A 20,406-nucleotide genomic window follows, 5' to 3' on the forward strand; every position below is an offset into this window, starting at 1 on the left:
CTGTCCCCCGACCGACGCCAAGACGCAGCCAGGGACCTGACCCCACCAGGAGAACCAGGAACCCGGGTGGCGATCACAGCAGCCAACCCGGGCAACCCAACCGGCACCGCACTCATCGACCCACCCCCAGGCCACGCCCCCGCCCAACACGGACCCCAGGAGCGTTCTTGTAGAAATCAGGGAACACCCCAGAAGTTAACCGGACGATCAGCACACTCACCAGGACCAACGACCCCTCACGGACACGGCTCCCAACTGAGCCGCGTCCCGCGAAGGAGACGGTGGACGGGCGGACTCAGAACAGCGCCGGCAGGACGCCCTCGACGTCGTTCCCCAGCTCGGCCAGGTCCAGGACGAGGGGACGCCCGGCACCGCCGTCGGAGAGCAGGTCACTGCCGGCCACGACGAGCAGGTCGCCGCCGGTGGTCCCCAGACGCGCCACGGCGACGTCCTCGGCCTCGGCGGCCGCGGTGACAGCAGGCACGAACTCCTCGCGCACGGCGACGATGGCGCGGGCCCCGGACTCGGAGAACAGGGCGGTGAAGTCATCCACGCCCTCCCCCTGGATGGCGCTCAGGTCCACGCTGGCGCCGACGCCGCAGCGCAGGCAGGAGTCCACGAGGGTCTGGATGAGGCCGCCGGCCGAGCAGTCGTGGGCGGCACGCACCAGCGACTCGCCGCCGGGCCCCTCCGCCTCGCTCAGGGCCAGCAGCACCCGCCCGAGCGCCATCTCCGCCTCGAGGTCGACGCGCGGGGGCAGCCCGCCGAGGTGGTCGTGGACCACGCGGGACCAGGCCGAGCCGTCGAGCTCGTCGGCGGTGGCGCCCAGGGTCATGATGGCCAGGCCCTCCTCGTGCCAGCCCGAGGGATTGGCACGGCGCACATCGTCCATGACGCCCAGGACGCCGACGACGGGCGTGGGGTTGATCGAGGAGTCGATCTGCCCCTTGACCTTGCCGTGGGAGTTGTAGAGGGAGACGTTGCCGCCGGTGACCGGCACCCCCATGGCGGCGCAGGCGTCGGCCAGGCCGGTGATGGCCTCGACGAGCTGCCACATGGCGTCGGGATCCTCCGGCGAGCCGAAGTTGAGGCAGTCGGTGACGGCCAGGGGCCGGGCGCCCACGGTGCACACGTTGCGGTAGGACTCGGCCAGGGCCTGGGCGGCGCCGGTGGCCGGGTCGAGCTTGGTGAAGCGACCGTTGGCGTCGGTGGAGATGGCCACGCCGCGGCCGGTGGCCTCATCGACGCGGATGACGCCGGCGTCATCGGGCTGACACAGGGCGGTGTCGCCGCGCACGAAACGGTCGTACTGGTTGGTCACCCAGGCGACGGAGGCCTGGTTGGGGCTGGTGACGACGGCGCGCACCTGCTCGGCCAGCTCGGTGGCGGACTCGGGGCGGGCCAGGCGCTCGGTGGTGTCGGCGTTGAGCGCGTCCTGCCAGGCGGGGCGGGCGTAGGGGCGCTCGTAGGTGGGGCCCTCGTGGGCCACGGTGCGCGGGTCGACGTCGACGATCCGCTCCCCGAAGTGGTCGATGGTCAGGCGGCCCGAGCCGTTGACCTCCCCGATGACGGCGGCCTCGACGTCCCACTTGTCGATGACGGCCATGAACTCCTCGAGCTTGTCGGGCGCAACGACGGCCATCATGCGCTCCTGGGACTCGCTCATGAGGATCTCCCCGGCGGTCAGTGTGGGGTCGCGCAGCAGCACCTTCTCCAGGTCCACGTGCATGCCGCCGTCACCGTTGGAGGCCAGCTCGGAGGTGGCGCAGGAGATGCCTGCGGCACCCAGGTCCTGGATGCCCAGCACGAGCCCGGCGCCGAACAGGTCGAGGCAGCACTCGATGAGGACCTTCTCCATGAAGGGGTCGCCCACCTGGACGCTGGGGCGCTTGGCGGGCATACCGTCCTCGAAGGACTCCGAGGCCAGGATGGAGGCCCCGCCGATGCCGTCCCCGCCGGTGCGGGCCCCGAAGAGCACCACCTTGTTGCCGGCGCCGGTGGCGTTGGCCAGGTGGATGTCCTCGTGGCGCAGCACGCCCACGCACAGGGCGTTGACCAGCGGGTTCTCCTGGTAGGAGGAGTCGAACTCGGTCTCGCCGCCGATGTTGGGCAGGCCCAGGGAGTTGCCGTAGGTGCCCACGCCGGCCACGACACCGTGGACGACGCGCGCGGTGTCGGGGTGGTCGACGGCGCCGAAGCGCAGCTGGTCCATGACGGCCACGGGCCGTGCCCCCATGGAGATGATGTCGCGCACGATGCCGCCCACGCCGGTGGCGGCCCCCTGGTAGGGCTCGACGTAGCTGGGGTGGTTGTGGGACTCGACCTTGTAAGTCACGGCCCAGCCGTCACCAATGTCGACGACGCCGGCGTTCTCCCCCATCCCGACCAGGAGGTGCTCGCGCATCTCGGGGGTGGTCTTGACGCCGAACTGGCGCAGGTGGATCTTGGAGGACTTGTAGGAGCAGTGCTCGGACCACATGACCGAGTACATGGCCAGCTCGGCATTGGTGGGGCGGCGCCCCAGCAGCTCACGGATGGACTCGTACTCGTCGGCCTTGAGGCCCAGCTCCTTCCAGGGCATCTCCCGCTCGGGCGTCGCGGCGGCGTCGGCGACGGTGTCGGGGTGGGCGGCTGGGATCACGGGCTCGGACGCCATGGGGGCTCCTGGTTGAAGAGGGAGTGCGGCCGGGCCAAGCCTACCCACGCCCACGGATCCTCACACCATCACCTTGGCGGGGTCTCACTCCACGCACCCTCCGTTCACTCCACGCACCCTCCGCTCCCTCCACGTTCGCCCGATCAGTGCACTGCGGAAGCCCGCCGGAAGAATGCCGAAAAGACAACAAGACGCCACGCCCACACTCAAAGTGCTGCGCCTCATAGGATTTCGGGGGAAGATCATGGCATGAGAGACATCGACGTCGCCCCGCTGCCCCTGTCGCATCTGGAGAGTCACCTGGACGAGGTAGCCATCAAACGACTGCGCACGAGCCTGACGGGGGCCGAGGCCCTACTGGAGGGGCGCACCGTGTGGACGGTCACGCCGTCGGCAGCCGCCGGCTCGGGACCCGCGGAGACGGTCGCGCCCCTCGTGGGCTACTCCCTGGGCGCCGGCCTCAACGTGCGCTGGCTGACGCTGGACGCCCCTGAGGAGTTCACCCGGATCGCGACGCGCCTGCACGCCGGCATCCACGGGGACCACGGCGACGGCGGCAAGCTCGGGGACAAGCAGCGCGACATCTACGAGCACGTCCTGGCCTCCAACGCGGAGAACATCGTCGAGGAGGTCCGCCCCGACGACGTCGTCATCCTTCACGACCCGCCCACAGCAGGCCTGGCCAAGGCCCTCAAGGCAGCGGGCGCCACCGTCATCTGGCGCTGCCACGCCGGGGCCGAGGGCGCGGGCGAGGCCGCCGACTACGCCTGGGCCTTCCTGGACCGCTACCTGGAGGACGTGGACCTTGTCATCGTCTCCCGCCCCGAGTACCGCCCGCCCTACATCGAGGCCGAGCGCTGCGCGGTCCTGGCCCCCTCCATCGACGCCGACTCCCCCAAGAACCGGGTCCTGGACCTGGACGAGGCCTGGTCGGTGGCGCGCCTGTCGGGGATCTTCGCCGGCGAACCGCCCTTCGAGGCCGTGCCCTTCATGCGTCACGACGGACGCGCCGACGCCTTCCGCGGCCTGGCCGACGACCCGGTCCTGGCCGGCGGTCCGGTGCCGCTGGGCGCCCGGGTCGTCACCCAGGTCAACAGGTGGGACCGCCTCAAGGGAGGCCTGGAGCTGGTAGAGGCCTTCGCCGATAACATCGCCGTGCTGCCCGAGGACGCCCACCTGCTGCTGGTCGGCCCGACCCCGGACGGGCCCGAGTCGCAGGCCACCCTCACCCAGATCGTGGAGCGCTGCTCGGTGCTGCCGGACTCGGTCGCCTCCCGGATCCATGTGGCCGCGGTGAGCATGGAGGACCGTGAGGTCAACGCCACCGTCGTCAACGCCGTCCAGCGCGTCAGCTCGGTAGTCACCCAGCGCTCCCTCATCGAGGCCTTCGGGCTGACGGTGGCCGAGGCGATGTGGAAGAAGGCCCCGGTGGTCGCCTCCGCGGTGGGCGGCATCCGCGATCAGATCGACGACGGCGTCGACGGCGTCCTGGTCGACCCGGCCGATGGAGTCGCCTGGGCCGAGGCCGTGCGCGACCTGCTGCTCTTCCCCGAGCGGGCCCAGGAGATGGGGCTGGCCGCCCACGAGTCCGTGCGCCGGGAGTTCCTGTCCAACCGGCATCTGCAGGACCTCTTGCAGATCGTGGCCGACCTGGTGGGCTGACGAGCCGACGAAAGGCGCCTGGCGGCGGGCCTGATCGACTCCACGGGGCCTTGGCTGGGAAGTGAGACGCCCTCACCCCGGCACTGGCAGCGTTTCCCCTTCCTGGACCCTTCCGGCTCCCGCGCAGGACCCCTAAGGTCATGGTTCGACGTCGGCTCCGGCCCGCTCCCGCCCCGAGTCGGCCTACTCCACGAGGGTTGGGATCTACTGGCCACGGGTTGTGCGTACTGCACGAAGGCCCGACCTACGTGGAGTACCCCCGAACCTCCTTCAGTAGCTCCCGACCCTCGTGCAGTACACGCCATGCGTCACAACCGCGCCATCACCGGCGGGGAACCAAGAAGCAGGAAAGCCCAGAGATCAAGAGGGGCTTCCACGGACTGACGGCAGGCCTTCTCAGGGACTGGCTCGACGATCACGTCTCGCAGCACAACCGCTGACCGGTGAGCGGCCGACAGTCGCGCGCTGGAGAGCCGGCCCAGGGGCTCCATCACATCACGGGCAGAGTTATCCACAGGTCGTGTCCACAGGCTTGTGCAGGGGTGTGTGGGTTCGTGGAATGTCGCCACTCCCCCTGTGCACAAGCCCCGTTCGAGGCCTCCAACCCGGGTGAGCGATCACGCTGGGGGCTTCCCACAAACGCTCCCGCATACCTTGGGGCATCATCGCCATAGACAGAGTTTTGGCTGAAAAGACGGGCAAACCATCCGACCAGTCGCGCTCACCCCCTCGGGAATCCCGAAGCGGTACCCTCGACGGCTGCGACAGCACATTCCTCATCGCCATGCAACTTGAGCACGGTCACGGCCAGGTCCCCAAGCGAGGGATCGCCCTGTTCTCTCCACAGTTCTGCACAGGCCCGAGGCGGATCTGTGGATAACGTGGCAGGGGAGGACTCGGCCCTCACTCCTGACGGCTGTCAGGTGGTGTTGCGGTCCTCGGTGTCCTCAGACAGCCAGCAGCGAGTCGATGGCGGAGCGGAAGACTCCCAGGCCGTCGGTCCCGGTGCGCGGACCCGCCTGCGAGCCGGGCCCAAAACCGGGCTCCACGGCGTGCTCGGGGTGGGGCATGAGTCCGACGACGTTGCCGCGCTCATTGCGCACGCCGGCGATGTCCCGGGCCGAGCCGTTGGGGTTGCCCACGTAGCGGAAGACGACGAGGCCCTCCCCTTCGAGGCGGTCGAGCTCCTCGGGGGAGGCGATGAAGTTGCCCTCGCCGTTCTTCATGGGAACGACGATCTCCTCCCCGACCGTGTACCGGTTGGTCCAGGCGGTCTGCGTGTTCTCCACGCGCAGGCGCTGCTCGACGCAGATGAAGCGCTGGTTCGCGTTGCGCAGGAGGGCGCCGGGCAGGAGGTGTGCCTCGGCGAGGATCTGGAAGCCGTTGCAGATGCCGAGCACCGGCATGCCTCGCTCGGCGGCGACCACGACCTCCTCCATGACGGGGGCGAAGCGGGCGATGGCGCCGCAGCGCAGGTAGTCGCCGTAGGAGAAGCCTCCGGGCACGACGACGGCATCGACCCCGCGCAGGTCGGCGTCCTTGTGCCACAGGCTCACCGGCTCGGCCCCGGCCAGGCGCACGGCACGGGCGGCGTCGACGTCGTCGAGCGTCCCGGGGAAGGTGATGACGCCGATGCGGGCAGTGGGGGAGCTGCTGGGCGACTCGCTCACGGCTCAGGCCTCCTCGTCAGCGGTGACGGAGACGACGTCCTCGATGATCGGGTTGGACAGGAGGGTGTCGGCGGCCTCGCGGGCGGCGGCCAGGTGCTCCTCGGTGACGGGCCCGTCCACGGTCAGCTCGAAGCGGCGGCCCTGCCGCACCCCGGTGAACTGCTCGAAGCCGAGGCGGGGAAGGCTTCCGACGACCGCCTTGCCCTGGGGGTCAAGAATCTCGGGCTTGGGCATGACCTCGACGACGATGCGTCCCATGGGTGCTCCTCGGATAAGGCGGGATGAGTGCGCAGCCCAAGACTACCCGCATGCAGCTCGCGGCACTGACCTGGCGGTCTCGAGCCGGCTCAGACCTGGCCGAGCCACTCGCCGGCCAGCCGGATCGCCAGGACTCCGCCCAGGGTCAGGGTGGCAGTGGCGATGAGCCAGCTGGAGCCCAGGATGAGGGCGACGACGGCGCAGACCACGGCGCTGGCGAGCATGAACCCGCCCACGGCGCCGGCAACCCCGGCGGGGGCGTGGATGGACTGGTCGACGGTGGAGGTACCCATGACCGGCGTGGGGCCGGAGTCCACGGTGGGGGCCGTCTCGTCGCCGCGCTCGGAGGTGCCCAGCAGGAGCGGTCCGCGAGCGCGGGCCACCAGCCGGGCGGGGTCGTGGACCTTGACGGACCCGGTGGTCAGACCGGCGGCGGCGTCGAGCACGCCGGGCTTCCAGCGCTCGGCCTCGCGGCGCACGGGGGTGCCTCCGGCCCAAGCCAGGTAGCCGGCGGCGGCCACCAGCCCGGCCCCGCCGAGGACCGCGACGAGCCACGGCGGGATCCACGGGTGGCCGGCTTCGGCGTTGCGGGCCAGGTTCATGGCCGAGGCGGTGGCCAGGACCAGCCCCAGCAGGGCGAAGGCCACGCCGGCCAGGCGCTGGCGGCGCACTGCTGCCGGCCATGGGGAGCGGGTCCGGGCGCTGGAGCTCTTGGCTCGTCCGCGCCCCACGCCCCAGTCGGTGCCCGAGGAGGGGCGGCGGGGCCCGCGCCCCTTGGCGGGGCCGCGTCCCACGCCCCAGTCGGTGCCTCCCTGGGCCTTGATCTCCTCGGCGTCGAGGGCGTTGGTGGCCGCCTCCCAGGCGCTGGACTCGGCCAGGATGCCGGCGTCCTCCTCGGCCTCGGGCGGCTGGGCCGCTGGACTCGTGGGCGCGGCGGGGGTGGTGCTGGGGCGGGTCTGGTAGCCGTGGCTGGAGGGGGCTCCAACGCCGGGGGCTTGGGCGGCCGGAGCGGCCGGTTCAGCTGGTGCGGCCGATGCTGCGGTCATCGGCGGCGGCGCGGAGGCCGGGGCGGTACCGCTGGGCACGGCCTCGGGCCTGCCCTGGGAGATGGTGAAGACGCGGGTGGTGGTGGCTCCCGTCTGGGGCGCGCTTCCCGGTCCCTCGACGGCGGTGGGGCGCACGACGGGCCGTGGCGAGCGGCTGTCGGCGCTGACGGCGGCGGCCCGCTCCTGCTGGGGGGCACTGGGGGCGCTGCCTGCGCTGGCCGTGAGGGGGACCGGCTCGCCCATCGGCTCGGGCTCACCGTGGTCCTCAAGGGTGTCGGTGGGTCCGCCGACGGCGCGCAGGGCGACCGGGGAGGCGGGGGACCCCGCGGACGGGGCGGAGTCGGCCCAGCCGGTGTCGTCGTCGGACACGTCGGCCAGGTCGATGGCGATGGCGGCGTCGACGGCGTCAGCGGTCCCTGAGGCGATGGCCTGGGCCGCGGCTGAGCGCAGGTCCTCCTCCGTCATGACTGCCGCGCCACCCGTGCCACCCGCCTCGCGGGTGCCGGCGGCGTCGTCGGCCGAGTCGGCGGCGGAGGCCGTGGAGACTCCCGAGGCGGACGAGCCGGTGGGGGCCGGGTTGTTGCCGGAGCGGACGACCTCAAGCAGCCCACTGCCGCCGGGCCTGGCGGAGGCGCTCTTCGGACGTGGGGTCCGCTTGGGCATGATGCCCCAGTTGACGGGCCCCTGCTCGTTGTCGGGGCGTCGGTCACGAGGGGTCATGAGATCACCTGTCCCAGGATGGAGGCGAGCCCCAGGGCCACGAGCACGAAGCCGGTGGCGCCGAGCAGGAGCTGGCCGACACGGATGAGGGTCTCGCCGGTGGAGGTCCCGGCCAGGCGCTCATCGGCCGCACGCCCGAACGATGTCGCCGCCAGTGCGGTGGTGACGGGGCCGGAGACCACGTCGAGGGTGGTCAGCTCACGCCGACCGGTCGACTCAGGCACGAGTACCTTGGTTCCCGGCACGGTGAGTGTTGCCAGGTCGGTGCCGGGCAGGGGCGCGTTGTCGGCGCCCGCGCCCCGCTGCGAGGACTGGGAGCCCTTGGCCCCCTTGCCGCTGGCCCCTTTCGTGGAGGTCTCGCCGCCCTGCCTGACCTGGGCCGCCCGGACCCGGTTGCGCTCCAGGCGCAGGCGGGGGGCGTTGACCACCAGGGAGCGGGCGGAGAGCCTCAAGGAGGCGAGCATGCCCAGCCCCACGAGGACGAGGGCGATGCCGCCCAGGATGTGGGAGGTCTCGGCCGCCCCGAGGGCGGAGGTGATGGCGGCCGACAGCGCCAGCACGACTGTCAGGACGATGAGGCCGACCAGGACGTAGAAGCCCGGCCCCGGTTTGAAGGCGCGGGCGGCGGTCCCGGTATCGGGAAGATCCGACGTGGGTGAGGTCGTGGTCATGACAGCTCCAGGGGGTGGCCGGTCAGCCGCTCGTAGGCCTCGAGGTAGCGGGCTCGGGTCCGTTCGACGACGTCGTCGGGCAGGGACGGGGGCTCCTGGCCGCTGTCCCGGTCCCAGCCCGAGGCCGGGGAGGTGAGCCAGTCGCGCACGTACTGCTTGTCGAAGGAGGGCGTGACCCGGCCGGGCTCCCAGGCGTCGGCGGGCCAGAAGCGGGAGGAGTCGGGGGTGAGGACCTCGTCTCCCAGGATCAGGTCGCCGTCGGCGTCGGTGCCGAGCTCGAACTTGGTGTCGGCCAGGATGATGCCGCGGTCCCGGGCGATCTCAGCGGCCCGGGAGTAGAGGGCCAGGGTGGTCTCGCGCAGGGCGGTGGCGGCGCTCTCCCCCACCATCTGGACGACGCGCTCGAAGGTGACGTTCTCGTCGTGCTCACCGAGCTCGGCCTTGGCGGCCGGGGTGAAGATCGGCTCGGGCAGGCGGGAGGCCTCGGTCAGTCCCCCGGGCAGGGCCACGCCGCACACGGAGCGGCTCTGGCGGTACTCGGCCAGGCCGGAGCCGGTGAGGTAGCCGCGGGCCACGCACTCCACCGGGTACATCTCCAGTCGCCGGCAGATCATGGCGCGTCCGGCGACCTGGGAGGGGACATCGAGGGAGACGAGGTGGCTCGGGACGACGTCGGCGAGCCGCTCGAACCACCAGGCGCTCAGGGCGGTGAGGACCTTGCCCTTGTCCGGGATCGGGGTGGCCAGGATGTGGTCGTAGGCGCTGATGCGGTCCGAGGCGACCACGAGGAGCACGTCCTGCCCGCCCCAGGGGCCGTCGGAGGCGGGGGCGTAGACGTCCCGGACCTTGCCGCTGGAGCGGTGCTCCCACCCGGGGACGGTGGGTGGCCGGGAGCCGGCTGCTGAGGCACTGGGGCCGACTGAGGCGGAGCTCGCGGACTGAGTCATGCCCCCATCCTGCCATCGGCGGGCGCCCTGTGTCCGGTTCCGGGCTGCTGCGTCGCCCGCGGGGGTCACCACTGGGCGCCCGCCCGCTTACCGCGCCATGACGCCCATTCATCCGTGTCGGGGCGTCGGCGGGAGCCGGGCCGCGGCCGGAGCAAATCCCACCGACGGGATGGGAGCGGATCTCACCTCCCGCCCCTTCCCGACCTTCCGGACAGAACGCTGACGTGGGTCAACACCGGGGCCGGCGTCCACCTCTCCCCTCCGTCGAGGGGCGGCAGGCCTCCCTCAGAAAGAGCGAAGCGGTGTGCGTTTGGTCTCGGAAGAAGTGCGTGGGCCACGCGCCCGGTCCCTCGTGACCGGGTCTGACAGCGTGGTCTTCCGGGGGTTCAGCGCACGGCGAGCCGCGCGCCGTGGTCGCGACGGCGAGGCCGCCTTACTCGGCCCCGTCGGCGCTGGCAGCGCTACCGACTCTGCCTTCGCTGGCCGCCCGGGCGATGTCGGTGCGGTACTGGGCTCCCTCGAGGTCGATGCGCTCGACGGCCTCGTAGGCGCGCTCCCGCGCCGCCTCGAGGCTCGCCCCCAGGGCGACGACGGACAGGACCCGCCCACCGATGGCCACCAGCTCCCCGCGCTCGGTGGTGCCGGTGCCGGCGTGCAGCACGTGGACGTCGTCGAGCTCCTCGGCGGCCTCGATCCCGGTGATGGTGCCGCCGGTGGTGACGGTTCCGGGGTAGCCGGGGGCGGCGATGACGACGTCGACGGCGCACTGCTCGGACCAGGTGGGCTCGGGGGTCTCGGCGAGGCGGCCGGTGGCGGCGGCGTGGAGGAGCTCGGGCAGGGAGGAGGTCAGGCGGGCCAGGACGGTCTGGGTCTCGGGGTCGCCGAAGCGCACGTTGAACTCGACGACGCGCAGGCCGCGACCGGTCAGGGCCAGGCCGCAGTAGAGCAGGCCGATGAAGCTGGTGCCGCGGCGGGCCATCTCGTCGACGACGGGTTGGGCGACCTCGCTCACCACCTGCTCGACCAGGTCGGCCGGGGCCCAGGACAGGGGCGAGTAGGCGCCCATGCCGCCGGTGTTGGGGCCGGCGTCGTCGTTGAGGAGGCGCTTGAAGTCCTGGGCGGGGGCCAGGGGGCGGACGGTGGCGCCGTCGCACACGCAGAACACGGAGGCCTCGGGGCCGTCGAGGTAGTCCTCGACGAGGACGCGACCGCTGCCGCGAGTCAGGCAGGTGTGGCCGTGGGCCAGGGCGACGGGGCGCTCGTCGGTGACGACGACGCCCTTGCCTGCGGCCAGGCCGTCCTCCTTGACGACGTAGGGCGCCCCGAAGCGGTCCAGGGCGGCGGTCAGCTCGGCCTCGGTGGTGCACACGGCGGCCTCGGCGGTGGGGACGCCCGCGGCGGTCATGATCTCCTTGGCGAAGGCCTTCGAGCCCTCCAGGCGGGCGGCCTCGGCACCGGGGCCGAAGCAGGGGATTCCGGCCTCGCGCACGGCGTCGGCGACACCGGCGACCAGGGGCGCCTCGGGGCCGACGACGACGAGGTCGGCCTTCATCTGCGTGGCCAGGGCCACGACCTCCTCGGGGACGCTGGGGTCGATGTTGAGGTTCGTGGCGATGGCCGAGGTGCCGGGGTTTCCGGGGGCGACGATGAGCTCAGTGGTCTGCGGATCACGGGCGAGGGCGCGGGCCAGGGCGTGCTCGCGCGCGCCGGAGCCCAGGAGCAGGATCTTCACGGCCTCAGCCTAGATGATGAAGGCCATAACCACGCCCGGAACTGCGGGGGCTGTACGTTCGGCAGGGCATATATGTCCGGCGGTGAGGACTGGTGGAGCGGTCTCCTCGGATCGGCTGCGCCTCAATCCCGGATCGATCAGTTCTCCAGGACGTAGCGCGGGAGTGCGTCGAGGTAGGGACCGAGGTCGTCCTTGAAGGTCGGGGAGGTGATGATGTCCGGCCATGGTAGGGGCACGCGGTTGAGCTGGTGGTCGATGAACTCGACGACGTTCTCCGTCTGCCGGACGATGACGGCGAGGTTGTCGAGGTTGACGACATGGGCCTGCCCGATGCACTCGTTCCTCATCCTGCCCTCTGCGTCAGGTGTCCGCAGGTAGAACCCCTCGGCGATGAGATGGTCGGTCAGGTGAACGGAGTGGTGGAGGCTCGAGCCGGTGTCATCCGCCGGGGGCGCATCGGCCCACAGGAGGCTGTTGGCATCGTCGGGCAGCCACGGTTCCCTGACGTCGATGCACCCGGTATCGAGGAGGTCCGCAGTGTCGTCGCGCAGGGGGATGTGGAGGCGGTTCACCAGATCCTCGCCGGCGGGGTATGACCGTCGGTTGAGCAGCTGCTCCAGGACGCGGTGTCGGCAGGCCCTGGCGGCGTCCTCATCGGCGAGGCAGAAGATGACGACGTCAAGGTTTCCCAGCGGGATCGGCTCCCGGTGCACCCGAGAGTGGTGGCCGAGGTCGGCCAGAGCGTTCCCGATCCTCAGGCTGAGAGAGTTCACCTCGGCGCGTCCCCGCATCCCTGCGGGGACGGCCACGGAGACGATGACGCCGTCCCGGTCGCAAGGCACCAGGGTGGGTTGCCTGCAGGCCTCGAGGAGTCGCCGCGCCGGAGCGACACCGTAGGACGGTTGTCCGCTCCACCCGGTGCCGACGGCGCGCGGGTCGTCGGTGACGAAGGTGTGGCGGACCCGGCAGGCTGCGGGCGCCACATGGGCCAGGAGAGCGTCGGCGACGTCGAGGTTCCGCGGTCCCCGAATGCGCAGGTCGCCCAGCGTCAGCGCATTGGCGCCGGTGTAGGCAGCCAGGTCCTGCGGCCAGACCGGCCTGGGGGTGGGCGCCGGTTCGGCCGGTACAGTCAGGCCCGGTGCGGCGAGGAGCCCGCCGAGTCGGTCCCAGGCTGCCAGGACAGCTCGGCTCCGCCCCTCGATCATGACGGTGGTTGAGATGGTCCCCACGTCCACTGAGACCAGGGGCGGGGGAGACTGGGCGCCCCTGACATTGACGGAGCGTTGAAGATCCGCTCTCAGTGCCGCCGAAAGCAGAGCCAGCGTGCCGATCCGCGACGGCCCCTCGTCGACGACGCCGTAGTCGAGGGTCATACCGAGCCTCAGGTGATCGGGACCTTGCCGGCCTGGATTCAGGATCCTCCAGTCATGTCCCGCATGGGTCACCCACTCGCTGTTATCCAATGCTCCCCCTACTCTGCCCACTGGTTCTCGCAGAAGTCCGACGCATGAGTCCAGTGGACGTCGAATGCGGTCAGCCTAGATGCTTGGGCCACTGCTCAGAAGCCCAGGGCCAGGCACTTTCCATGGGGAGACCGGCCCTGACGAATGCGCGCGATGGCGCCATATGCTGGGGTGAGTCGTTCGGCGAAGCAGCAGACGGAGGACAGACGTGAACAGCACTGTGAACCCCGAGGCGCAGGTGGCCGACCGCGTGGCCGCCTTGATGGGCACCACCCTGACCGAGGCGGACGTGCACCGCTTCCTGCTCGACGCCGCCGACATCCTGGGCACCGAGTCCTTCGCCGTCTACGGCCCGGACCTCTTCTTCCGCTGGGCTTGCGGAGACCGCTACGTCGAAATCACCCCCAACCCCGCGTTCTCGGATGAGGGATGTTCCCTGCGCGTCATCTCCTTCGACCGCGAACGAGCCATTGATATCGACGAGTACCTGACGTTCGAGAACTGCGAGCTCAACGAGTTCCCCTATGTGTGGACGGCGGAGCTCGGAAGGACCGGGTTCAACATCTTTGGACCCGGCACTCACTACGCGGTCACCTGGGAGATGTTCGATGAGATCATCGCGGTCATCCTCCACGCCCTGCCCGACAACCTGGCCCTCATACCGCCGCAGTGGCGCCGACCCCTCACCCTCCGCTGGGACATGGGCGCCTCGGGCCTGGGACTCGTCTCCTTCACCGGCACGGTCGAGGGCATCACGGTCACCGTCGAGGCCACCGGGGAGCAGGTGCTCATCCCCCGAGCTCTCCTTGGACACGAGGTGAAGATGGGCGACGTCGTCGCCGGCCTCGCCGGAGGACGCCCCCTCATGGACATCCGCTTCGCCGGCTCCGAGGGCTTCGGCGACGCCTACTATCAAGACCTGTACGTGGCGACCCCCAACGGGAACGAGTCCGGTTGGGACAAGGACCTCGTCGAGTCCCTCATCCAGGAGCACGAGGAGGGTCGTCCTCGAGCGGCCATGACGATGGAGGACCTCCGGCAGCTGGCCGCCACACCTGCATCCACGCCATCAGACGCCACTGTTGACGAACTCGAGCAGTCTCAAACGCGCTGGACGACTGTGCCGATGAAGATCGGCCTGTCCATCCCCGCAGTCCTCCACGTCGTCGAACAGATCGTCACCGGCACCGCCATGGAGGATGTTCTGACGCGACTCGGCGGGCAGCCGGGATCACGGTGGGATGAGCCGATTCTGCGAGGAGACGGTTGGCTCGCGAGTCCTTCCGGCGGCAAATGGGAGATCGAGGTGGTCACCGACCCGGAGGGGGATGAGGGGGAGAATCTGTGCTTCGATGAGCGCCACGTGGCCGACTACGCCTGGCGGATCGCCCAGGCCCTGGAACAGCGCTACGGCCCCCCATACGGGATGAACACCACCAACGACGGCTACCTCTCCCGACTGTTCCGGGTTGGAAACCATGGCATCGAGGTGGGCACCAGTTTCGCCGCCGTGACGGTCGAGACCGGCTCCTTCGACAAGCTCGCCGAATTCTGGTGATGATGAAGCGTAACCGATACCCCAAGTCTATCTAGCAAACACCCCCATGGGGAGATCGACCCCGACGAATGCGCGCGATGGCGCCATATGCTGGGGTGAGTCGTTCGGCGAAGCAGCAGACGGAGGACAGACGTGAACAGCACCGTGAACCCCGAGGTGGATGTGGCCGACCGCGTGGCCTCGCTGATGGGCACCACCCTGACCGAGGCGGACGTGCACCGCTTCCTGCTCGACGCCGCCGACATCCTGGACACCGAGTCCTTCGCCGTCTACGGCCCGGACCTCTTCTTCCGCTGGCGGCTCGGGGAGCGGATCGTCGAGATCGAGCCGGACTATCGCCCGCTGAGAGACGAGTACGAGCTGACTGTCAACTCCTACAACCCCACCTACCCCATCGATACTGACGAGTATCAGAGCTTCAAGTGGGGCGAGGCCGAGGACTATCCGTACTTATGGACGGTAAAACTTGGACGGGAGCCGGTCAGTGACTGGGGCCCCGGAGAGGCCGACGTCGTCAACTGGGAGATGTTCGAGGAGACCACGGCGAAGACTCTCGGCGGACTTCCCGACAACCTGGCTCTCATGCCGCCGCAGTGGCGCCGCCCCTTCACCCTCCGCTGGGACATGGGCGCCTCGGGTCTGGGCCTCGTCTCCTTCACCGGCACGGCCGAGGGCCTCACGGTCACCGTCGAGTCCACCGGGGAGCAGGTCCTCATCCCCCGCCATCTCCTCGGCAGCGAGCGAAGCCAGATCAGTATGCGCGACGTCGTCGCCGGCCTGGCCGGAGGGCGCCCCCTCATGGACATCCGCTTCGCCGGCTCCGAGGGCTTCGGTGACTATGGTCTCATCGCCGCCAGCCCCAGCGGAGACGAGGACGATATGGAAAGGGATGAGATCGAGTTCCTTCTCAAGGATCGGGAGCAGGACTCGCTCGGGCCCGCGATGACGATGGACGAGCTTCGCAGGCTCGCCGCCTCCACCCCCACCCCCAGCGGCCCCGCTCGGCCTGCGGTGAACTGGCAGGTCGTACCGATGCGGATCGGACTGTCCATCCCCCAGACCCTCTCCATCGTCGAGCAGGTCCTCGACGGCGCCGCCATCAAGAGCGTCCTCAAACGGCTCGGCGGCCGCCCGTGCATCAGGTTGGACCGCCCCATTCTGCGCGGAGACGGCTGGCTCGCGGAGAAGTCGCGATTCTCCGGTATCTGGGGCATCGAGGTGGTCACTGCGCCGGAGGGGGATGAGGAGGCGCGGCTGTGCTTCGACGAGCGCCACGTGGCCGACTACACCTGGCGGATCGCCCAGGCCCTGGAGCGGCGCTACGGGTTCCCCTACGGAATACGCACCACGAACGACGGATTTCTCATGCGCCTGTTCCAGGTCGGGGACCACGGTGTCAGGGTGACCAGCGGATTCAGCAAGGTTGAGGTTGAGATCGACTCCTTCCAGACACTGCTGGAGGACTCATACGGACGCTACTGAGTCACCCAGCCGCCTTTCGGCCCCGGTACGAGGAGCGATGCTCCGGTAGGCTCAAGCCGGTTCCGGGACGCGGAGTCCCTGGAGGGCGATGCGTCAGGAGGTCTAGTGGGAGTCAATCAGTCCCCTGCAACGACGGCGGCCGACACAGGAGCCGGCACAGCGGCCGTCCCTGCCCCTGGTACCGAGGCCACCGCGGAGCTCAACACGGTGACGATCCGCCGGCTCGGGGCCGTCCATCTCCCGCCGGCCGCCGGCGAACCAGTGACGTCGTATCCCACGGTGCCGCAGGGTGGGGCTCCCGCGCCGCAGCGGGGCAGCGACGCGGGGGTCGACACGGCCCTGAGCACGCTGCGCGCCCTGGGCTACCGGCTCTCCGCCCCCGCCCGGGCGGCCCTCACCCGCCCCGAGCAGGCCTGGGCGCTGGTCAACGCCGCCGCCCGCCTCACCTCCGGCTCCCCGGCCGCCGACTACCGGCCCTTCTACCCCGACTTCCCCGTCCAGGTCCGTACCGCCTCCGAGGCCACGCTGCTGGTCAATGCCGCCCTGCACTACCTGGGCGACGTCGTCGGGGTCCGGATCCTGCCGGGCTACCGGCCCAGCCCCCGTGAGCCCCTGCCGGGAGACGACAGCGCCCTCACCGAGCTGGGCCTGGCCACGGTGCAGGACCTGGAGCGGATCGTGGCCGACCTCGTCGCCCAGGCGACCCCCTTCAGCGCCCAGGACCGCGCGGACCTGACGGCCCTGCGCGACTTCGGTCCCACTCGGGCGCCGCACGTGGCGGTCAAGGAGAACCTCGCCGTCCTCACCGTCACCTTCCCCGGGCTGGACTTCTCCGCCTCCTACCGCACCGTCACTGACGTGCTGCGCCTGGCGGTCGCCCTGGCGGGCGGCGATACCTCCCTGGCCGAGCCGTGCCGGTTCCCCTCCTTCTCCCGCGCCCAGCGGCGTCGGCTGCTGGGTCTGCTCGACGCCGTCGGACGGGTCCAGGACGGCCGGGACTGCGCCGAGGAGATGGCTCGGCGCTGCGAGCGGTGGAAGCGTCTGGCCCGTCACCTGCGGCCCGGCGACTACGCGCGTCGCTTCCCGCGAGCCGCCGCGCTCCTGCACCAGGTCGCCTCCGGGGGCGCCGAAGCGGGTTTCACCTCCCACCTGGAGGAGGCGCTGGCGCGCCGCGACGTCGAGGGAGCCCTTCGTCTGCTGGCCACCCGCCCCGGGGTCTTCGCCCGCCGGCTCAACCACCTGCTGCGACTGTGCGCCGATGACGCCGCCCGCGAGCGCGTGGTCGCCGAGTTCGCCCGGGTCGCGCCCGAGGTCTCCCTGCCGGTCCTGGTGCGCCTGTGGGAGTACTTCTCCTCCCCCGGAGCGGAGGCCCTGCCCTGGAGGGTCGTCGCCATCAAGGCGGCCGCGGGCACCAAGACGACGCTCATCCCCACCACCCGCCGCCCCGGACCCGCCGACGCGGAGGTGGTTCGCGCCGTCGAGGAGGCCTTGCGCCGGCGGGCGCACCTGGGGCGGATCGCCGTCGACCAGGGGCTTTATGAGGGCTACACGGCCCCGTTGGGTCTGCGCTCGGCCTCGCCGGGCCTGCGCACGGCGGGGCGCGGCACCCGACTGCCGCTGCCCGAGGGCGAGACGATCCGCTTCTTCCTGCACTGGCGCGACCTGCCCGAGACCCCGCCCGAGACCCCGGGGCCTGCCGGTCCTGCTGCCGCCGAGGACAGCGGGGGCACCCGCGTGGACCTGGACCTGTCGGCCTTCTTCGTCTCCGAGGACCTCGCACGCACCGAGCAGATCGCCTACTACAACCTGCGTTCGACGGCGGCCGTGCACTCCGGCGACCTCACCTCGGCGCCCGACGGGGCGGCCGAGTTCATCGACGTCACCCTGGCCGAGGCGCTGCGGCAGGGGTGGCGCTACGTCGTCATGACGGTCCACTCCTTCTCCCACCACCGGCTCAGTGAGGTGCCCGAGTGCTGGGCGGGGGCGATGGCCCGAGGCGCGGACCCGCAGAGCGGCGAGGTCTTCGAGGCCTCCACCGTCATGCAGCGCCTCGACCTGATCTCACCCACGTTCAACGCGACGCCCTTCGTCATCGACCTCGCCGAGCGCCGCCTCATCTGGTGGGACCTGCCCGTGGGGGTGGGTGAGCACCAGGTGGCGAACCTGGATCGCAGCAGCAACCGGGTCCTGGCGCACCTGCTCGACCTGCTGGAGGGGCGGCGCATGCCGCTGGCGCACCTGCTGGGGCTCCTGGCCGACGACGTCGTCGAGGACCCCGATGAGGCCCAGCTGGTCTTCAGTGAGGGCGGGATCCTGCCGTGGCAGACCGAGCGGATCCTGGCGCTGCTGGGCACCACGGGGGTCACGGCGAACGCGGCCTCCGACGCGGCCGGGGGCACCGAGGGTCGGCAGGCGGAGTAGCCTGAGCCGTGTCCGGCCATGAGGGTGCTTCCTTCTGCCTTCACATTTCTCCCAGCGCCTTCGCTTCCCGGACGCAGCCGGGCGGGACCACCAGTGGCCCCGCCCGAATATTGCGTGAAGATCAGAACATGGTGGGCAGGAAGCACGCACCGTGCGGGTCCGGTCGCCCTGGTCGCGACGGCGGGGCTGGCCATCACATCTGAGCCACACTAGAATATGCATCATCTGATGACGATTCTGGTGCAGGAGGTATCGTGCGAACCACTGTGACACTCAGTGATGACCTCATTGCCAGCGCTCAGGAGCTCACGGGCATCACCGAGCGCACCGAGCTGCTGCGGGCCGGCCTGGAGACCCTGATCAGGGTGGAGAGCGCACGTCGCCTTGCGGCTCTCGGCGGCTCTGACCGGAAGGCGAGCGCCGCTCCACGGCGTCGGAGCGCCAGCCAGTGATCCTTGTCGACACCTCGGTATGGATCGATCATTTCCACCGCTCGGACCCAGTACTCGTCAACCTGCTGCACGAGGACGAGATCGGGGCCCATCCACTCGTGGCGGAGGAGCTGGCGATGGGGTCACTCAAAGCCAGAGATGACGTCCTCAAGCACTTGGCGCACCTCCACCAGTTCCCGGCCCTCTCACATGACGAGCTACTGGCTCTGGTCGCGGTCCATGCACTGTGGGGCCGAGGGCTCAGCCCAGTCGATGCGCACCTGCTCGGCTCCGTCATGCTGGTCCCTGGCGCCCGTCTGTGGACACGCGACAAGCGATTGCTCCGCGCTACCGAGGAGCACGGAGTCTCCTTCGTCGAGGGGCCCAACGGCTGAGGTACGGGAATAGGCCGCTTCGCAGGAAATCCGACTTGCTACGCTAGAACAACAGTTGAAGCACGCCCAGAAAACGAACCGATGTCGACTCCCCAGAATCAGCCCCCGTACCAGCCGCCGTATCAGCCCCCGTATCAGGCCGTACCCTCTTACGGACAGCAGCGTCCCCGCCAGACGCACGTCGGAAAGCTGGTCACGGCGATCATCCTGTTCGTCATCGGCCCAGTGATGGGACTGTTCATCGGGGGCATCGGGTCGGCCATCGTCGTTGTCAGTCTCGTCAGCAGTGGAGACGTCATCACCAATGGGCAGCAGGTCACCCTGAGTGGCAATGACGAACGCGCCCTGTACGTAACCACTTCCGCCATCGTCGACAGTTGCACCGTCGTTGCTCCTGACGGCAAGGAGGTCCCCACCTCCCGCAGATTCGGAACGCACGTCTCCAACAACGACGGCGAGTTCAACTCGGTTCTGACATTCAAAACTGACAAGGCGGGAGATTACCGGGTCTCATGCGAGGGTCTGGATGACACCGACACGATCCTCGTAGGCCCCACCCTCACGGCCAGTCAGTTCATCGTGCCCTTGGCTGCCGGCGTGGCCGTCGGGGCGATCTGCTGGATCCTTGCCATCTTCCTCCTCATCCGACGCCACCGGGCCCTGGCCGCCCAGAATCAAGCCGCCTGACCTCGATGAGGGACCACTAAGCCGATCCTGCGTTCGAGGGTCTCGCGCTCATCCTGCATGCCCTCGTTCGCGAGGGGAAGATAACGACCGGTTTCCTGGGTGGCGCCGTGAGCGACCCCCCAGAGCCAGATCGCCTCACACCTGGCGACCAGCTGCTCCTGCCTGCGTTGAAAGCTCCCCCACGTGACACCGGCGCCATCCAGGGCCAGGTGCCTCCCGTTGAGGCCGACAACGAAGATCCGGTCCCCGGCGACGAACAGTCCGGAGCGGGACTCCGGCCAGACGCACGAGCGTCTTCCGGCACGAATACCCTGCTCGTCCACAACGACTCGCTGGAAGCACTCGTAGATCCTGTAGAGCGGATATGCCATGGCAACCGGTCCGAGCAGAAGGAAGAGCACCGCGAAGGCAGTATCCGATCCGCTGTGCGAGGCCGTCTCGAAGAACAGCCGCAGAGGCGCGATCCCGAGAGCTCCCCCACGTCATCCCGATGACGCATCCGGGAAGCCTGATGGCATCGTCATCGTCACCGTTCTCAATCGCGATCCGAGTCCGCTCAATGAATCCGCTGTAGGACGAGTCTTCAGTCAGATCGAGCGTCGACAGC

At 70.1% G+C, this 20,406-nt stretch carries 16 protein-coding genes; 7 read left to right on the forward strand and 9 right to left on the reverse strand.

Features of this window, described 5'->3' with window-relative positions; all coding sequences use genetic code 11:
* Nucleotides 1-295: 295 nt before the first annotated feature.
* Complete coding sequence (gene purL, locus BKH32_RS05575; RefSeq protein ID WP_075249024.1) at nt 296-2,656, reverse strand: phosphoribosylformylglycinamidine synthase subunit PurL; 2,361 nt, start codon at nt 2,654-2,656, stop codon at nt 296-298.
* Between the two features lie 249 nt (nt 2,657-2,905).
* Here purL and BKH32_RS05580 point away from each other — a divergent pair, with 249 nt between their 5' ends.
* On the forward strand, nt 2,906-4,318 hold the full coding sequence (locus BKH32_RS05580; protein WP_075249025.1) for a glycosyltransferase: 1,413 nt from the start codon (nt 2,906-2,908) through the stop codon (nt 4,316-4,318).
* Between the two features lie 947 nt (nt 4,319-5,265).
* On the opposite strand, the gene purQ is transcribed toward BKH32_RS05580, so the two are convergent.
* The 7 genes from purQ to BKH32_RS05615 all read right to left on the reverse strand — a co-directional run bounded on the left by purQ (nt 5,266) and on the right by BKH32_RS05615 (nt 12,735).
* Nucleotides 5,266-5,988 carry a phosphoribosylformylglycinamidine synthase subunit PurQ gene (gene purQ / locus BKH32_RS05585; RefSeq protein ID WP_075249026.1) on the reverse strand — a complete coding sequence of 241 codons (723 nt, stop codon included), beginning with the start codon at nt 5,986-5,988 and terminating at the stop codon, nt 5,266-5,268.
* A gap of 3 nt (nt 5,989-5,991) precedes the next feature.
* Nucleotides 5,992-6,246, reverse strand: coding sequence for a phosphoribosylformylglycinamidine synthase subunit PurS (gene purS / locus BKH32_RS05590; RefSeq protein WP_075249027.1), 255 nt, complete (start codon nt 6,244-6,246; stop codon nt 5,992-5,994).
* Between the two features lie 89 nt (nt 6,247-6,335).
* The gene (locus tag BKH32_RS14625) at nt 6,336-8,012 is read right to left on the reverse strand and encodes a hypothetical protein (protein WP_075249028.1); all 1,677 of its coding nucleotides are present in this window, start codon (nt 8,010-8,012) and stop codon (nt 6,336-6,338) included.
* On the reverse strand, nt 8,009-8,683 hold the full coding sequence (locus BKH32_RS05600; protein WP_075249029.1) for a hypothetical protein: 675 nt from the start codon (nt 8,681-8,683) through the stop codon (nt 8,009-8,011). Before BKH32_RS05600 ends, BKH32_RS14625 begins: the two co-directional genes overlap by 4 nt.
* Nucleotides 8,680-9,630 (reverse strand): phosphoribosylaminoimidazolesuccinocarboxamide synthase, encoded by a 951-nt coding sequence (locus tag BKH32_RS05605; protein ID WP_075249030.1) that lies wholly within the window; start codon nt 9,628-9,630, stop codon nt 8,680-8,682. The genes BKH32_RS05600 and BKH32_RS05605 overlap by 4 nt, the downstream gene beginning before the upstream one ends.
* A gap of 433 nt (nt 9,631-10,063) precedes the next feature.
* Nucleotides 10,064-11,362, reverse strand: coding sequence for a phosphoribosylamine--glycine ligase (purD, locus tag BKH32_RS05610; protein ID WP_075249031.1), 1,299 nt, complete (start codon nt 11,360-11,362; stop codon nt 10,064-10,066).
* A gap of 137 nt (nt 11,363-11,499) precedes the next feature.
* Complete coding sequence (locus tag BKH32_RS05615; protein ID WP_075249032.1) at nt 11,500-12,735, reverse strand: hypothetical protein; 1,236 nt, start codon at nt 12,733-12,735, stop codon at nt 11,500-11,502.
* A 298-nt stretch (nt 12,736-13,033) separates the two neighbouring features.
* On the opposite strand from BKH32_RS05615, the gene BKH32_RS05620 reads away from it, so the two are divergent.
* From BKH32_RS05620 to BKH32_RS05645, 6 genes are all read left to right on the forward strand, one after another.
* The gene (locus BKH32_RS05620; protein WP_075249033.1) at nt 13,034-14,383 is read left to right on the forward strand and encodes a hypothetical protein; all 1,350 of its coding nucleotides are present in this window, start codon (nt 13,034-13,036) and stop codon (nt 14,381-14,383) included.
* A gap of 132 nt (nt 14,384-14,515) precedes the next feature.
* A complete protein-coding gene (locus BKH32_RS05625) occupies nt 14,516-15,865 on the forward strand; it encodes a hypothetical protein (protein WP_075249034.1) in 1,350 nt (449 codons plus the stop codon).
* 105 nt (nt 15,866-15,970) lie between these two features.
* Nucleotides 15,971-18,286 carry a TerD family protein gene (locus tag BKH32_RS05630; protein WP_075249035.1) on the forward strand — a complete coding sequence of 772 codons (2,316 nt, stop codon included), beginning with the start codon at nt 15,971-15,973 and terminating at the stop codon, nt 18,284-18,286.
* Between the two features lie 254 nt (nt 18,287-18,540).
* A complete protein-coding gene (locus BKH32_RS05635; RefSeq protein WP_053585783.1) occupies nt 18,541-18,738 on the forward strand; it encodes a type II toxin-antitoxin system VapB family antitoxin in 198 nt (65 codons plus the stop codon).
* Complete coding sequence (locus BKH32_RS05640) at nt 18,735-19,112, forward strand: type II toxin-antitoxin system VapC family toxin (protein WP_075249036.1); 378 nt, start codon at nt 18,735-18,737, stop codon at nt 19,110-19,112. Before BKH32_RS05635 ends, BKH32_RS05640 begins: the two co-directional genes overlap by 4 nt.
* Nucleotides 19,113-19,193: 81 nt before the next feature.
* Complete coding sequence (locus tag BKH32_RS05645) at nt 19,194-19,799, forward strand: hypothetical protein (protein WP_075249037.1); 606 nt, start codon at nt 19,194-19,196, stop codon at nt 19,797-19,799.
* Here BKH32_RS05645 and BKH32_RS14355 read toward each other — a convergent pair.
* Nucleotides 19,787-20,170 (reverse strand): hypothetical protein, encoded by a 384-nt coding sequence (locus tag BKH32_RS14355; protein ID WP_256691053.1) that lies wholly within the window; start codon nt 20,168-20,170, stop codon nt 19,787-19,789. The two genes, BKH32_RS05645 and BKH32_RS14355, sit on opposite strands and share 13 nt — an antisense overlap.
* Nucleotides 20,171-20,406: the final 236 nt, after the last annotated feature.

The sequence above is a fragment of the Actinomyces oris genome, from assembly GCF_001929375.1.
Lineage (GTDB): Bacteria > Actinomycetota > Actinomycetes > Actinomycetales > Actinomycetaceae > Actinomyces > Actinomyces oris_B.